The sequence below is a fragment of the Pseudoramibacter alactolyticus ATCC 23263 genome (genome assembly GCF_000185505.1).
GTDB lineage: Bacteria > Bacillota > Clostridia > Eubacteriales > Eubacteriaceae > Pseudoramibacter > Pseudoramibacter alactolyticus.
Window position 1 is genome coordinate 1,862,900 of the sequence record NZ_GL622359.1, and the last position, 15,290, is coordinate 1,878,189.

Sequence of the window (15,290 nt, forward strand, 5' to 3'; positions counted from 1 at the left end):
TGATTAGCTCCCACATCTAATCAGTCAAAGAGAATAAGGAGGAATGACTCAATGAGATCAAAAAGATTTGAAGCTCTGGATGCACGTCCGGTTAAAAAAGACGGATTCGTGACCGAATGGCCGGAAGTTGGTCTGATCGCGATGAACTCCGACCTTGACCCGAAGCCGAGTATCAAGGTTGAAAATGGTGTTATTGTCGAAATGGACGGTAAGACCAGAGATGAATTCGATATGCTCGATCAGTTTATCGCTGATTACGCCATTCACATCGATGACGCTGAAGAAGCAATGAAAGTGGATTCCCTGACCATTGCCAACATGCTCGTCGATATCAACATTGCCAGGAAGGACATCATTAAAATCACAACAGCCGTTACCCCGGCGAAGATGACCGAAGTCCTCGGCCACATGTCCGTTCTGGAAATGATGATGGCACAAAACAAGATGCGCGCGCGTCTGATGCCTTCCAACCAGTGCCACGTCACCAACGTTAAAGATAACATGGTTCAGATTGCAGCCGATGCTGCCGAAGCAGCAATTCGTGGTTTCGATGAAATGGAAACAACGGTTGGCGTCGCTCGTTATGCACCGTTCAACGCGCTGGGCATCATGATCGGCGCCAATGTCGGCCGTCCGGGTATCCTGACCCAGTGTGCCGTCGAAGAAGCGACGGAACTCGACCTTGGGATGCGCGGTTACACAGCGTATGCTGAAACCATTTCCGTTTACGGGACAGAACCGGTGTTCATGGACGGTGACGATACGCCGTACTCCAAAGCGTTCCTGGCATCCTGCTATGCCTCCCGCGGTTTGAAGATGCGTTTCACTTCCGGTTCCGGTTCTGAAGTTCAGATGGGTTATGCCGAAGGGCACTCCATGCTGTACCTCGAAGCGCGCTGCCTGTATGTCACAAGAGGCGCCGGCGTCCAGGGGACTCAAAACGGTTCCGTTTCCTGTGTCGGTGTTCCGGCCGCCGTTCCCGGCGGGATCCGCGAAATCCTCGCAGAAAACCTGCTGGCTGCCTGCCTCGACCTCGAATGCGCATCATCCAATGACCAGACATTCACCCACTCCGACCTGCGCCGTGTCGCTCGTTCTCTGATGCAGATGATTCCCGGGACAGACTATATCTGCTCTGGCTACTCTTCAACACCGAACTACGACAACATGTTCGCCGGCTCCAACTGGGATGCCGAAGACTACGACGACTGGAACGTCATCCAGCGCGACCTGAAGATCGATGCCGGTCTGCAGCCTGTTGATGAAGACACCGTCGTTGCCGCTCGCGCCAAAGCTGCCCGCGCGATTCAGGGGATGTTTAAAGAACTCGGCCTGACCGAAATCACAGACGCCGAAGTCGAAGCGGCAACTTATGCGCACGGTTCTCAGGACATGCCCGACCGCGATGTCGTCGCCGACCTCAAAGCCGTTGATGATCTGCTCGGCCGCGGCGCCACCGCCGTTGACTTTATCAAAGCCCTCGACCGCGCCGGCTTCCACGATGTGGCAGAATCCGTCTTCAACATCCAGTTCCAGAAGTGTGCCGGTGACTACCTGCACACCGCTTCTAAATTGTCGGAAGATTGGGAAGTTATTTCCGCTGTTAACTACAAGAATGACTACCATGGCGTCGGTACCGGTTATCAGATCTCCGCTGAACGTTGGAAAGAAATTTCCGATATTCCGTGGGCGGATGACCCGGCAACAATTTAGTGAGAGGGGTGTAAAGAATGGCTGTTAACGAACAATTACTAAAATCCATCATCGAAGATGTCATTAAAGAAATGTCTTCTGACACCGCACCGGCCGCAGAAGCGGCTCCGGCAGCACCGGCTGCCACAGCCGGCCCGGCAGAAGAATTGGTTCTCACCCCCGACGGCGAAGCAGAAAAAGGCACCGCAGCTGACGAAGTTGTCATCGGTATCTCTGCCGCTTTTGGTGAAAACCAGCAGGCCAATATTCTGGGCGTTCCCCACGCGAAAATTCTGCGTGAAATGATCGCCGGCATCGAAGAAGAAGGCCTCAAAGCCCGTGTTGTCAAAGTTTACCGTTCCGGTGACGTCGCCGTTATCGGACACGATTGTGCTGAACTTTCCGGTTCCGGCATCGCCATCGGCATCCAGTCCCGCGGGACTGCGCTGATTCACCAGGCGGATCTGCCGCAGCTGGGGAACCTCGAACTGTTCTCCCAGTGCCCGCTGATCGACCTCGATACCTATCGCCAGATCGGCAAAAATGCAGCAAAATACGCGAAGGGCGAAAGCCCGGCCCCGGTTCCGGTCAAGAATGACCAGATGGCCCGTCCTGCATTCCAGGCGCGCGCCGCCCTGCTTTATCTGAAGGAAGTTCAGGATGTTGTGTTGGGTAAAAAACCGGTCAACATGCAGATCGCGTACAAATAATCGGAGGTAAAATGATGACACAAGAACAAATGTTAGAACAGATTGTTAAACAGGTCATGGCATCGATGTCCTCCAGTGACGCGCCGGCAGCCGAAGCGCCGAAGGGCGCGCAGGTCACAGACGCTGATTACCCGCTGGGCGACAAACGTCCGGAACTGATCGTCTCTGCAACGGGCGTGCCGCTGAAAGATGTGACTTTGGCTAAAGTCCTCGACGGGACCCTCAAAGCCGAAGACCTCAGAATCAATCCGGCGACGCTGGAACTCCAGGCTCAGGTTGCCGACTCTGTCGGCCGTGACGCCTTTGGGATCAACCTGCGCCGCGCAGCGGAACTGATTGCCGTTCCGGATGCCCGTCTTCTGGAAATCTACAACGCGCTGCGTCCGTATCGTTCCACCAAAGACGAACTTTTGGCCATTGCAGACGAACTCGAAAACAAGTACAGCGCTAAAGTCAGCGCTCAGCTCGTTAAAGAAGCGGCTGCCATCGGCTACAAGAGAAAGAGAACCAAGGAATTTAAATAAATTCCTGGTTCCTAAGGACCGCATAGGATTGTTTGGAGGAAACACATGATTATAGCTGGAATTGATATCGGGAATGCCAGTACTGAAACGGCCTTGGCTCGGGTGGAAGATCATCAGGCCAACTTTCTGGCCAGCGGCATTGTCCCGACGACCGGCATTAAAGGAACAAGACAGAATATCCACGGTGTGTTCGCTTCATTGAAACAAGCCCTTGAAAAAGCGAGTCTGGCCCTCGACGATGTCGATCTGGTTCGATTAAATGAAGCCGCTCCCGTTATCGGGGACGTGGCGATGGAAACAATCACAGAAACAATTATCACAGAATCAACAATGATCGGTCACAATCCATCCACGCCGGGTGGATTGGGGACCGGCGTTGGGGATACCGTGAACATTCGGGATCTGAAATCGAAGAACCCCGGCGACGCTGTTATTGTTGTCGTTCCGAGAGAAGTGGATTTTGAAACTTCTTCAGCGATGATTAACGAAGCCGCTGCAAAAGGAATACATGTTAACGGCGCCATTGTCCAGCGGGACGACGGCGTTTTGATTAATAATCGATTGAAGAAAAAGATTCCAATCGTCGATGAGGTCGGGCTGATCGATAAAGTGCCGCTCGGCATGCGCGCCGCAGTCGAAGTGGCCGAATCCGGAAAGGTGATCGATCAGCTGTCGAACCCCTATGGGATTGCGACCGTTTTTGATTTGACATCCGATGAAACCAAGCAGGTCGTTCCGATCTCGCGGGCCCTCATCGGCAATCGATCAGCCGTGGTGATCAAAACACCGGCCGGCGACGTGAAAGAACGTCGGATTCCGGCAGGGAAAATCATCATCCAGGGTGATAACAAGAAGACCGAAATTGATGTGGATGCCGGTGCGGACGAAATCATGGAAGCGGTTCGCACCGTGGCGCCGATCGGCGACGTAACCGGGGAACCAGGCACCAACGCCGGCGGCATGCTCGAACGGGTGCGCCAGGTGATGTCCAACTTGACCAAGCAGACACCAGATAAAATTCTGATTCAGGATATTCTCGCGGTTGATACCTTTGTGCCCAAGCGGGTGCAGGGCGGGATGGCCAACGAATTTTCCATGGAAAATGCCGTGGGGATCGCGGCCATGGTCCGCGCGGATAAGCTGCAGATGGGCATGATCGCTGACGAGCTTGAAAAGGAACTCGGCATTAAAGTCGAAGTCGGCGGCGTCGAAGCGGAAATGGCCATTCACGGCGCGCTGACCACGCCGGGCGCCAACAAGCCCATGGCTATTTTGGATATGGGCGCCGGCTCGACCGACGCGGCCATCATCAACCGCGCCGGAGAAATTCATTTTATTCACCTTGCAGGCGCCGGGAACATGGTGACCATGCTCATCGGCTCCGAGCTGGGTTTGGACGACAGAGGCATCGCGGAGGATCTGAAGAAATATCCGGTCGCCCGCGTCGAATCGCTCTTCCACATCCGTCACGAGGACGGGTCGGTTCAGTTTTTCGATTCGCCCCTGGATCCGAGAACCTTTGCCCGCACCGTTATTTTAACGCCGAATGGGATGTCGCCGCTGCCGGGAGACATCACCGTCGAACGGGTGCGTCAGGTCCGTCAGGATGCGAAGCGCAAGGTTTTTGTGGTCAATGCGATCCGCGCGCTCGAACGGGTCAGCCCGACGGGCAATGCGCGGGATATCGAATTTGTGACCATGGTCGGCGGCTCTGCCCTCGATTTTGAAGTGCCGCAGCTCATCACCGACGCTTTGTCGCGTTATTCCATTGTGGCCGGCCGCGCCAATATCCGCGCGACGGAAGGCCCGAGAAACGCCGTGGCAACCGGTCTGGTTTTAGCCTATACCGAAGGTGACTGAGATGCATGCAAGTTTTGACGCTCCAAAACCGGAAATAAAAGTATTTCACGTCAGAAATGCGGTTCCGAAGGATGTTATCACAGAGATCCTTTTGGGAATCGAAGAAGAAGGCCTCCCCTATTCGGTGGAGGAAAAAGATCCGGATACAGCTTTATATCTTGCGTATCAGGCAGCCGAGGCTTCTCATCTCGGCGTAGGCATCGGCATTGACAGTTCCGAGATTGTCCTGCACCATATCAAGCTCAAGGAAGATGAGCCGCTGTTCTCGATTAGCGCGCAGAACACGGAAGAAAATTACAGAAGCATCGGAGCCAACGCGGCCAGAGTGATCAAACGGATGCCGTTCAAGGCGCTGTAAGCGCCGTGCCATCTCACTTTAAAGAAAGGAGACGCCTATGCGACAGTCATTAGGCATGGTTGAAGCCAAGGGTTTAGCGACAGCAATTGAAGCCGCCGACGCGATGGTCAAATCGGCCAATGTTCTGCTTTTGGGCATTGAGTCCAGCAGAGGCGGCGGCATGCACGTGGTTAAGGTGCTGGGCGATGTTGGCGCTGTTAAAGCCGCCTGTGAGGCCGGCAGCGCTGCGTGCGATACCAAGGGAAACGGCGTTCAGTCGGTCAAGGTGATTGCCAGACCGGCCGAAGGCATCATGCCCTATATCTATAACACGCAGACAAAGGGTTTTGATCCCGAAACGATCGAGGATCAATACCGTCCTGAAGCGTATTGGAACATTCCGACCTTCGGCGATCAATTTCATCCCGCGTCGGGCACCAAAGAAACCATGCCGGACAAGGCAGTAAAAGCTGAAAAATAATCATAAACACCCGGCCTTATGGCCGGATACGGAAAAGGCGCGCAAGCGCAGACAGGCATCGACAGACGATGCCACAGGCAGACAGGAGAAACGGATTATGGACTGGAAAAGCGGCAACGATACCATTTTAGCGTTCAATGAACTGATCCGGGACCAAAGGGTCGCCCCTTATGAAGGAAAACTCAAAGTCGGTGTCGACCTCGGGACTGCTAATATCGTCGTGGCCGTGGTGGATGAAAACAACAAGCCGGTTGCCGGCGCTACCAAAAGCGCGCATGTGGTGCGGGACGGCATCGTCGTGGACTACATTGGCGCGGTGGACATCGTTAAAGATCTGAAACGTCAGATTGAAGAGCGGCTGGGCGTCGATTTATCGAATGCACCGGCGGCAACGGCCATCCCGCCGGGCATCATTGAAGGCAACACCAAGATCATCGCCAATGTTGTGGAATCCTGTGATTTTAACGTGACCAACGTGTTGGACGAACCCACCGCCGCCGCGACGGTTCTCGGCATCGAGAACGGCGCCGTGGTTGACGTCGGGGGCGGCACCACGGGGATCTCGATCATCGATCACGGGAAGGTGGTTTTCACGGCTGACGAAGCGACGGGGGGGACCCATATGAGCCTTGTCATCGCGGGAGCCTACCACATCGGTTTTGACGAAGCGGAAGCGAAAAAGATCCACGAATCCGAGGATAAAATTTTCCCGCTGGTCAAGCCGACGGTCGAAAAGATGGCGGCCATTGTCCGCCGTTATATTGAAGGTTACGATGTCGATACGATTTACGTTGTCGGCGGGGCTTGCGAATTCAAAAAATTCGAGAGCGTCTTCGAACGGGAAATCGGCATTAAAACCGTCAAGCCTGTCGAGCCATTGCTGGTCACGCCGCTGGGCATTGCATTTAACTGCAAGCTTTAGGCGACCGGCTCATTCAGTAAGAAATGTGGTGATCAATTGGACTTAAAAGATTTGATGAACAATGAAGATTTTCTGAACAGCTTGATTCAAAAGATCGTTGCTGAAGTCATCAAACGGTTGGAAAATAGACCAAAGACCGCATTGGTTTGCTTCTCTGGCGCCGCTATCGGCTTTAAAGAAGCCATGAATTCGCTGGCAAAGCTACGGGAAGACGGCTGGCAGCTGAAAGTCTTTATGTCGGACAATTCGACGAAGGTCCTTGATCCGGAATATATCAAAAAGACTTTGGGTGTCGACACGATTCACACCAGCGAAACGGATGCCCCGCAGAAGGAACTTTACGACGTCGATCAGATTATCATCGCGACAACCACCATCAACACCGCGGCGAAGATCGCCCATGGCATTGCGGATAACGTGATGCTCACGCTGATCAACCACGGCCTGATGGCCGGTGTCCCCTTTGTGTGTGCCATTGACGGCGCCTGCCCGGACAACGCGCTCAGACAAAAGCTGGGCATGGGCCAATCGCCGAAGGGCTACCGCAGGGTGATGGTCGATAATCTGAAGGCGCTTCGGGATTTCGATATGCAGCTTTGTGCGGCAGACGATCTTTACGACGTCTGCGCCCAGACGCCGGCCGGCGCGGATGAAGTCGCCGGCGAACCGGTGCCGGAAGCTGCGAGCGAAGCCGGCGGGGAAGCGGCCGCTCCGGCAGCTGCGGACCGTTCGGAAGCAGAAACAGCAGCGGTCAGTGACGTGATCACCTCTCACATCGTCAGTCGGAAAGACGTGATGGAAAGACGTGCTCACAAAGTCATTAAAGTCAAGGCGGATGCCATTGTCACGACCTTTGCGATCGAAACGGCTAATGAATATGACATAAAGCTCGTTAGAGAGTAGGTGATCGCATGCATTTAGCAAAAGTGGTTGGAACCATTGTTTCAACGCAAAAGGATCCGCATTTGGTCGGCTGCAAACTGATGATCATCAAAAAGATCAACGAAGACAGCCAATTTGAAAAATACTCGAGTCAGTCGACGGCTATCGCGGTCGATACGGTGGGCGCCGGCATCGGCGAAACCGTGATCGTCACCACCGGGAGTACGGCGCGATTCGTGTATGGCGACAAGGCAACGCCTCTTGACATGACCATCGTCGGGATTGTGGATGAAATCCAGACCTCCGACGTCAAGAAAACATTGTAGGAGGATGGCAGATGCCGAATGTTTATACACGCGGCGGCGATAAAGGGACCACCGGCCTGTTCGGCGGTAGCCGCGCAGCGAAAGACGACATTCGTGTTGATGCGTACGGCACAATGGACGAAGCCCAGGCGGCAGTCGGCATTGCGCATGCGCTGGTTAAAGACACGGAAATCAAAGAAATCCTCCATTTCTTAGAACAAAGAATTTACATCCTTGAAGCGGAATTGGCCAGCGATGAAAAGGGCTGGAAGATGCTCAAGGACAAGGTCGGTCAGGAAGATGTGGATTTCATGGAAAAAACCATGGACCGCTTTCTTCAGATGATCGGCCCGCAGAAAGCATTCATTATCCCGGGCAGGAATGCTGCTTCGGCAGCGCTTCACTTCGCGCGGACGGTCGTCCGCCGGGGGGAACGCAAAATCGTCGAATGCAGAGGACAAAATCCACAGCTTCGGCCGGAAACGGTGAAGTTCGTCAACCGACTATCGGATTTGCTCTTTGTGCTCGCGCGGGTCGAAGAATTTGAGGAATCGGTCCGGGAAGTTGCAAGACGCAACCTTGAAGACAGCAAGGAAAATCGTGAAACCGGAGGCAAACCAGTGACTGCATTTGAAGAAACCGACAGCGAACAGCTGCTCATCCTCGCCAAACGCATCGCTGCCGGCGCCCGCGTGAAGGCGCAGGCACTCGGCGTGCCGATTGTGTTCTCAGCTGTCGATATTGGCGGTAATCTCGCGTATTACGAACGCATGAAGGATTCCCTGCTGGCCAGCATCAACATTTCGCAGAACAAGGCTTACACAGCCAACGCGTTGAAGTGCCCCACATCTGCGGTGCAGGATCTGGCCAAGGAAGACAGTCCGCTCTTTGGGATTCAATTCACCAATGACAATCGGATTGTCACCTTCGGAGGCGGGTACCCGCTCATCGTCGACGGGGTGCAAATCGGTGCGATCGGCGTCAGCGGCGGCACAGCCGACCAGGACATGGCCATTGCTGAAGCCGGGCTCGCGGTTTTAAAGACAGAATAATTTTCAGGAGGAGGCAGTATGAATATAGATACAGCTGGCATTGAAGCGATTGTCAAGAAGGTTTTAAGCTCGATCGATGGGGTTGAAACAGCCGACGCACCGGGTGCGGCGGTTGTCGACGGCAAAGACGGGATCTTCCAGGACATCGACGCTGCCATTGAAGCAGCGAACGCGGCCTGGGATGTTTACAAAATGGCGCCCCTGATCCTGCGTTACAAAATCATCGAAGAAATTCGCAAAGTATTTACGAAAAAAGAAGTGGTCGAAACCGTTGCGCACATGGCCGTTGAAGAAACCGGCATGGGCAACTACGACGATAAAGTAAAAAAAGCCTACGTGTGTGCTGAAAAGACACCGGGCATGGAAGACCTGCAGGCAGACTGCTGGACCGGGGATGAAGGCCTGACCCTGCTCGAACTTTCCCCTTTCGGGGTGATTGGTGCGATCTGCCCGTCGACCAACCCGAACGAGACCATCGTCAACAACTCCATCGGGATGCTGGCAGCCGGGAATGCGATTGTCTACGCACCCCATCCGGGCGCCCTGCAGACATCCATTTACTGCGTGAAGCTGGTCAATCAGGCGATTACCGCCGCCGGTGGTCCGGCCAACCTGGTGGTCACCACGGCGAATCCGACCATGGAATCCGCCGATAAATTGATGCACCATCCGCTGGTGCGCATGATGTGCGCAACCGGTGGGCCGGGTGTGGTGAAAGCGGTGCTTTCCAGCGGGAAGAAGGCCATCGGCGCCGGCCCCGGCAACCCGCCGGCCCTGGTCGACGAAACGGCCGACATCGAAAAGGCTGCCAAGGATATTATCGACGGCTGCACCTTCGACAACAACCTGCCGTGCATCGCCGAGAAAGAAGTCGTCGTCGTCGATCAGGTGGCGGACTACTTAATCTTCAATATGAAGAAAAACGGCGCCTACGAAATCAAGGACAAGAAAGCCCTCGACGATCTGGCGGCCATGGTGGCGCCCGACGGCCGCGTTTCCCGCGACTATGTCGGCAAGAGCGCTCAATACATCGCCAAGGCAGCCGGCCTCGACGTGCCGGATGACACCCGTGTGCTCATCGGCGAATGCCCGGCCGATCACCCGCTGGTTCAGATTGAGCTGATGATGCCGATCCTCGGGATCGTCCGCGTGGACAATGTTCTTGAAGGGATTGATCTGGCCTGCGATCTGGAGCACGGCAACCGCCACACGGCCACCATGCATTCTAAGAACGTCGACGCTTTGTCCCTAATGGGCAAGAAAATCGCCGCGACCATCTTTGTTAAGAACGGCCCGTCCTACGCCGGGCTCGGCATCGGCGGCGAAGGCTATCCGACCTTTACCATCGCCGGTCCGACCGGGGAAGGGCTGACCTCTGCCAAATCCTTTGCCAGAAGAAGAAGATGTGTTCTTTGCGACGCCTTTAATATCAAATAATTACAGGAGAGTTGCTCATGAGCTTAGTTGACAAGGTAAAGAGCGCCGGCATCGTCGGCGCCGGCGGAGCGACCTTTCCGACACACGTCAAAATTGATGCGACAGCAGATGTGGTGATTGTCAACGGTGCTGAATGTGAACCTTTGCTTCGAGTGGACCAACAATTAATGGATCTGAGGGCTTCCGACATGCTGGAGGCTCTTCAGACCGTTATGGATCACACCCAGGCAAAGGAGGGAATTATCGGTCTGAAGAAGAAATATGTTCCGGCGATTAACAATCTGAACAATCTTTTGAAGGACTATCCGAAAATCAAGCTTTGCATTTTGAATAACTTCTATCCGGCCGGTGATGAACAAACCCTGGTTTATGAAACGACCGGACGCATTGTGCCGGAAGGAGGCATTCCGCTCGCCGTTGGCGCATTGGTGATGAACGTGGAGACGCTTTTAAATATCCACGATTATCTGACGGAGGAAAAACCGGTCATCGATAAATATTTGACGGTTACCGGCAAGGTAAAAAGACGGATCACGACCAAGGTGCCGTTGGGTATTACCGTGAAGGAGGCCCTGACCCTGGCCGGCGGCCCGATCATCTCGGATTATGTGGTCGTTAATGGCGGCCCGATGATGGGCAAGATCGTCAGTGAAGATTCTTATATCACCAAAGGCACCAAAGGGCTGATCGTTTTACCGAAGGATCACTCGCTGATCGTCTCGAAAACGAGAAGCTTTAAAGATTCGCTGAAGCTGGCGGCAACCGCCTGCATGCAGTGCAGCCTGTGTTCGGAAGTTTGTCCGCGGAATATGCTCGGTCACGATCTGTGGCCGCACAAAATGATGCGCATCGCGGCCTACGCCGGCACCTGTGATCCGGTGGCGGCGCCGACCAACGCATTCCTGTGTTGCGAATGCGGCCTGTGCGAATATGCCTGTGTGCACGATTTGCAGCCCTGGAAAGTCAATCAATACCTGAAGGGCGAGCTTAGCAAGGCAGGCATCAAAAATCCGCATCACAACGCACCGAAAACGGCCCATCCCTTTATTGAACAGAAACATTTTAATGTTCACAGACTGACCAAACGCTTAGGTCTTGACGAATTTGACAAGACGGCTCCGATGGAAGCCTGCAAGAAGACTTTCACGGAAGTCAATATTCAATTGTCCCAGCACATCGGGGCGCCGGCTAAAGCCGTCGTGGCGGTCGGCGACACCGTGACGCGCGGACAGGTGATCGGAGAAATTCCGGAAGGTGCATTAAGCGCCCGCGTTTTTGCAAGCATCGATGGGAAGGTTACCGCCGTGGGCGATGGCAAAATCACGATTCATGCTTAAACTTGGAACGTCAAGCGGTGTTTAATCGTGCGGCAGGCTAAGCCTGATGCATATGCATTAGAGAAAGAAGTGGAAAGTTGAAAAACGCAATAGGTTTTATTGAATATAAAAGCATCCCTATCGGCATCGAATCCACTGATCAAATGCTCAAATCCGGAAGTGTCGAATTAGTGACGGCGACACCCATCTGCCCCGGGAAATACATTACCATTATTTCCGGTGACGTTGGCGCTGTCAGATCTTCTGTTAAAAACGGCGAAGTGGTCGGTGGCATCTTTGTGGTTGAATCCCACGTCATCCCGAATATTCACCCGGCGGTTTTTCCCGCGCTTATGGCGAATACGGAGGTGGATGAGGTTCAGTCTATCGGTATTATTGAAACGATCAACGCGATTTCTGCGATTGTGGTCGCGGATACGGCTGTCAAGGCGGCCAATATCCATTTGGTCGACGTGCGTATGGCCCGCGGTCTCGGCGGCAAGGCTTTCGTTATTTTAACCGGCGAAGTCTCTCCGGTGAAGCAGGCGGTCAAGGCGGCGGAAAACGCGATGAGAGAATACGGCGTGATCACCAGCACCAGCGTGATCGCATCTCCGCATGAAGACGTGCGCAAGCTGATTCTCTAATTTGTCAAAGGATCTATGGCATCACGATATCCGGGGCATGGCTGAAGTGTTCCGGATATCCTGCTTTATTTTGGGCGCACTTTTGGAAGCGAGCCGGCGGTAGAGAGCGCGGACAAAATAAAACAGTCAAACAGTGCAGCAAAGGGGGGGAGTCTGTGAAGACCATCAGTTTTTTCAATTTAAAAGGCGGCTGCGGCAAAACGACGTCGGCGATCAACCTCGGCTATTTGCTGGAGCAAAAGGCCGCGGCGGCCGGGCAGCGCGTGCTCTATGTGGACTGCGACATGCAGGCCAATCTCACCAACTCCCTGATGGACTACGATCTCGAGCGTCCCTGCATTTACCATCTGATGACCGGCGACAAGGCGCTGGACGACGTGCTGATCCCGCTGAATGCGCGCGCGGATATCATTCCGTCGAGTCTGCTCATGGCCACCATTGATCCCAGGCTTTCGGGCATGGTGGGCCGGGAGTTTATTTTAAAACGCAAGCTGGCGCCCGTTTGCGATCGCTATGCCTATTGCCTCATCGATTGTTCGCCGTCGTTTTCGGTGGTGACGACCAATGCGCTGGTGATAACGGACGAAATTTTAGTTCCGGTGCAGACAGAGTATTACGCGGTCGATGGGGTGCACCTGCTGGAGGAAACCCTGGCCTATGTGGGCGAGTCGCTGGGCGTCGAGAAGACGATCAGCTTTATCTTTGCTACGATGCACGACGGACGCAACAATATCAACCGGCTGCAGTACGATAATCTCAAACAGAATTTCAGCGATCAATTTATCGGACAAACCATCCGCAAGAATATTGCACTGGTGGAATCACCGATTTTTAAGCAGTCGATTTTTGAATACAAACCGAAGGCGAACGGCGCGGCGGATTACACGGCATTGTTTGAGGAACTTGAGTCAAAAGGGGGATTTTAAATGGCCAAAAAGAACAAGCTCAAATCGGAATTGAAGAACCATACGGAAACGGTCAAGGCGAGTAACGGCGCAGTGGCGTCAGAGGTGCTGGCGGAAGCCAACGAAAAGAACGCCAAGGCCGAGGTGAAAGAAGATGACGCCGCGGTGAAGGAAGCGGCCGAAAAATCAGCGGCCAAAAAGAAGGCGGAGGCCGAAAGGAAAGCGAAAGCTGAGGCAAAGGCCAAAGCGGCGAAGGAAGCTGCGGCAAAGGAAGCGGCCGAAAAATCAGCGGCCAAAAAGAAGGCGGAGGCCGAAAGGAAAGCGAAAGCTGAGGCAAAGGTCAAAGCGGCGAAGGAAGCTGCGGCAAAGGAAGCGGCGAAAAAAGCGGCGGAAGCCAAGGCAAAGGCTGAAGCTGAAAAAAAAGCCAAAGCTGAAGCGGAAGCTAAAGCGGCGAAGGAAGCGGCCGAAGCAAAAGCGAAGGCAGAGGCAAAGGTCAAAGCCGCGAAGGAAGCCGAAGAAGCGAAAAAGAAGCGCGACGCGATGCACGAACTGCCGATTTATCTTCTGTAAAAACGCGGCAATTCAAAACCCCCGGATTCTCTTTTATTCGAATCCGGGGGTTTTTGTGTTAAGTGTTTGGAGGATCAGCTCAAAACGGTCGCTGGGTTGGTTATAAAGATTTTTTCAAGCTGCGCATCGGAGACACCGCGTTCCTTAAGCATCGGAATGATCCGGCTCGGAATGTTTAAGATATTGGCATGAGCCATGTTGGGATCGGCATCTTTGTCGTGGAAACGCCCAAGTTCAACGGTGACAGAGTCATGGCTCATCAGAATCTGGTCTTCGTAACCCTTGTTGAGCAAGGCGGCAATGACGTCGCAGCGTTCTTCGTCGGTGGGCGTGTGGAAAAGATCACCTTCGAGGCCGAAGCGGTCGAAGCAATCAAAGACGCCGTACTGCAGCACGCGTTCATGATAATCGATATCGGTATTGCCGCACATGTGACCGATGGAAATATTCTTCGGATTCACGCCGTTTTCGGTCAGCAGCTTGGCTTGTTCCGGCCCCATGGTCCCCAGTTCTGTGTGGGTGATGATGGTGGCGCCGATGCCGCGGCTGGTGCGCGCTGCCGCTTTGAAGAATTTTTCTTCGAAGGGGGTGATTTCGCCGTTGCTGGTGGCCAGCTTGATGACACCGGCCTTGATGCCCGTGTTGCCGATGCTTTCTGTCATTTCGGTTTTCATCATTTCATAGATTTCCGTTTCGACATCGGCGAAGCCGCTGCGAAACTTCCAATACATATAGGCGCTGGCCGGTTCGTAATAATAACCGGTGGAACAGATGATGTTCAGATTCAGGATGGTCGCCATCTTCGCGAGAAACCACGGATCGCGGCCGCATTCGTTGTTGGTCGCATCGACGATGGTCTTAAAACCGTATTGATCGCGCAGCGGCGTGAGCCACTTCATGTTGTCTTTGATGCAGCGCAATTCGTCGAAGCCGTCGAGGGTCGAGTCGCCCTGAAAGCCGCAGAAACCGTAAATCAGATGTTCATGCATCAGCGTTTTGCCAAGATCCTTCGCTTTGACCGGGCCTAATACCGTATTGATTTGTTTTGCCATTTTTTCTCTCCTTTTAATAATTTTGAATACTAAAATCAGTCATTCCGACAGCGGGAATTTTTTCATGCCGATCTGCTGGCCGACGGCGCAGATGCCACACAGCACAAGGCCGACCAGTACGCTGAGGAATAAGCCGAGGATACCGGGACCGTCGAGCAAGCCGACTTTGGTTGCGAATGTCAGGGCGACACAGGCAAAGATGATCGGCACATCGCGGACCGGTGTTTTTGCAAAGAAGAAAATGTGCAGCACCATGGTAATGGCCGTGCCGACCAAAATAGGCATAAAGCCAAACAGCGCCGAACCGAATACGCCAAAGGTCATCAGCCACAGATCAACTTGCCCCCAAAACACACCACAGGCCGCGCTGGCCAATAAATGGGGGACGTCTTTGTGGGTCGAATTCATACCGAAGAATACGGCCAGACAGATGAACATGATCCAGGGATGCCCCTGCAGCATCGGGCAAAGCAGATACAGCCAATTAAATACGGAACAGAAAAACGATGTCCATATTGCAAAAAAAACCGTTGCCTTTAAACTCATTACATTACCTCCTCCAAAAATGTAAGTAAAACAGCGGTGCCGAAAACAATGT

General features: G+C 53.7%; 17 protein-coding genes. 15 read left to right on the top strand and 2 right to left on the bottom strand.

Annotated elements, in window-relative coordinates; translation table 11 throughout:
- The first annotated feature begins 51 nt into the window (after positions 1-51).
- From HMPREF0721_RS08900 to HMPREF0721_RS12285, 15 genes are all read left to right on the top strand, one after another.
- Positions 52-1,713, top strand: coding sequence for a propanediol/glycerol family dehydratase large subunit (locus tag HMPREF0721_RS08900; protein WP_006599385.1), 1,662 nt, complete (start codon positions 52-54; stop codon positions 1,711-1,713).
- A 17-nt stretch (positions 1,714-1,730) separates the two neighbouring features.
- Complete coding sequence (locus HMPREF0721_RS08905) at positions 1,731-2,402, top strand: propanediol/glycerol family dehydratase medium subunit (protein WP_006599386.1); 672 nt, start codon at positions 1,731-1,733, stop codon at positions 2,400-2,402.
- A 14-nt stretch (positions 2,403-2,416) separates the two neighbouring features.
- Entirely contained in the window at positions 2,417-2,926 is a 510-nt protein-coding gene (locus HMPREF0721_RS08910; RefSeq protein WP_040640445.1) for a diol dehydratase small subunit, read from the top strand.
- 45 nt (positions 2,927-2,971) lie between these two features.
- Positions 2,972-4,786, top strand: a complete 1,815-nt coding sequence (locus HMPREF0721_RS08915; protein WP_006599388.1) for a diol dehydratase reactivase subunit alpha — start codon at positions 2,972-2,974, stop codon at positions 4,784-4,786.
- Between the two features lies 1 nt (position 4,787).
- Entirely contained in the window at positions 4,788-5,144 is a 357-nt protein-coding gene (locus HMPREF0721_RS08920) for a glycerol dehydratase reactivase beta/small subunit family protein (protein WP_006599389.1), read from the top strand.
- Between the two features lie 37 nt (positions 5,145-5,181).
- Positions 5,182-5,604, top strand: a complete 423-nt coding sequence (locus HMPREF0721_RS12610; protein WP_006599390.1) for a BMC domain-containing protein — start codon at positions 5,182-5,184, stop codon at positions 5,602-5,604.
- 97 nt (positions 5,605-5,701) lie between these two features.
- Positions 5,702-6,526 (top strand): ethanolamine utilization protein EutJ, encoded by an 825-nt coding sequence (gene eutJ / locus HMPREF0721_RS08930; protein WP_006599391.1) that lies wholly within the window; start codon positions 5,702-5,704, stop codon positions 6,524-6,526.
- Positions 6,527-6,580: 54 nt separating this feature from the next.
- Positions 6,581-7,429: a flavoprotein gene (locus HMPREF0721_RS08935; RefSeq protein ID WP_006599392.1), complete on the top strand. Its 849-nt coding sequence runs from the start codon at positions 6,581-6,583 to the stop codon at positions 7,427-7,429.
- An 8-nt stretch (positions 7,430-7,437) separates the two neighbouring features.
- The gene (locus tag HMPREF0721_RS08940) at positions 7,438-7,734 is read left to right on the top strand and encodes a EutN/CcmL family microcompartment protein (protein ID WP_006599393.1); all 297 of its coding nucleotides are present in this window, start codon (positions 7,438-7,440) and stop codon (positions 7,732-7,734) included.
- A gap of 11 nt (positions 7,735-7,745) precedes the next feature.
- Positions 7,746-8,765, top strand: coding sequence for a cob(I)yrinic acid a,c-diamide adenosyltransferase (locus HMPREF0721_RS08945; protein ID WP_006599394.1), 1,020 nt, complete (start codon positions 7,746-7,748; stop codon positions 8,763-8,765).
- An 18-nt stretch (positions 8,766-8,783) separates the two neighbouring features.
- The gene (locus HMPREF0721_RS08950; protein WP_006599395.1) at positions 8,784-10,202 is read left to right on the top strand and encodes an aldehyde dehydrogenase family protein; all 1,419 of its coding nucleotides are present in this window, start codon (positions 8,784-8,786) and stop codon (positions 10,200-10,202) included.
- Between the two features lie 17 nt (positions 10,203-10,219).
- Positions 10,220-11,539: a 4Fe-4S dicluster domain-containing protein gene (locus tag HMPREF0721_RS08955; protein ID WP_006599396.1), complete on the top strand. Its 1,320-nt coding sequence runs from the start codon at positions 10,220-10,222 to the stop codon at positions 11,537-11,539.
- Positions 11,540-11,616: 77 nt separating this feature from the next.
- Complete coding sequence (locus tag HMPREF0721_RS08960; protein WP_006599397.1) at positions 11,617-12,165, top strand: BMC domain-containing protein; 549 nt, start codon at positions 11,617-11,619, stop codon at positions 12,163-12,165.
- A gap of 155 nt (positions 12,166-12,320) precedes the next feature.
- Positions 12,321-13,091, top strand: coding sequence for a ParA family protein (locus tag HMPREF0721_RS08965; protein WP_006599398.1), 771 nt, complete (start codon positions 12,321-12,323; stop codon positions 13,089-13,091).
- Positions 13,092-13,640: a hypothetical protein gene (locus HMPREF0721_RS12285; RefSeq protein WP_006599399.1), complete on the top strand. Its 549-nt coding sequence runs from the start codon at positions 13,092-13,094 to the stop codon at positions 13,638-13,640.
- 74 nt (positions 13,641-13,714) lie between these two features.
- Here the strand turns inward: HMPREF0721_RS12285 and HMPREF0721_RS08975 are convergent, their stop codons facing one another.
- Entirely contained in the window at positions 13,715-14,692 is a 978-nt protein-coding gene (locus HMPREF0721_RS08975; protein WP_006599400.1) for a phosphotriesterase family protein, read from the bottom strand.
- A 39-nt stretch (positions 14,693-14,731) separates the two neighbouring features.
- Entirely contained in the window at positions 14,732-15,238 is a 507-nt protein-coding gene (locus HMPREF0721_RS08980) for a DUF1097 domain-containing protein (protein ID WP_040640020.1), read from the bottom strand.
- Positions 15,239-15,290 lie beyond the last annotated feature (52 nt).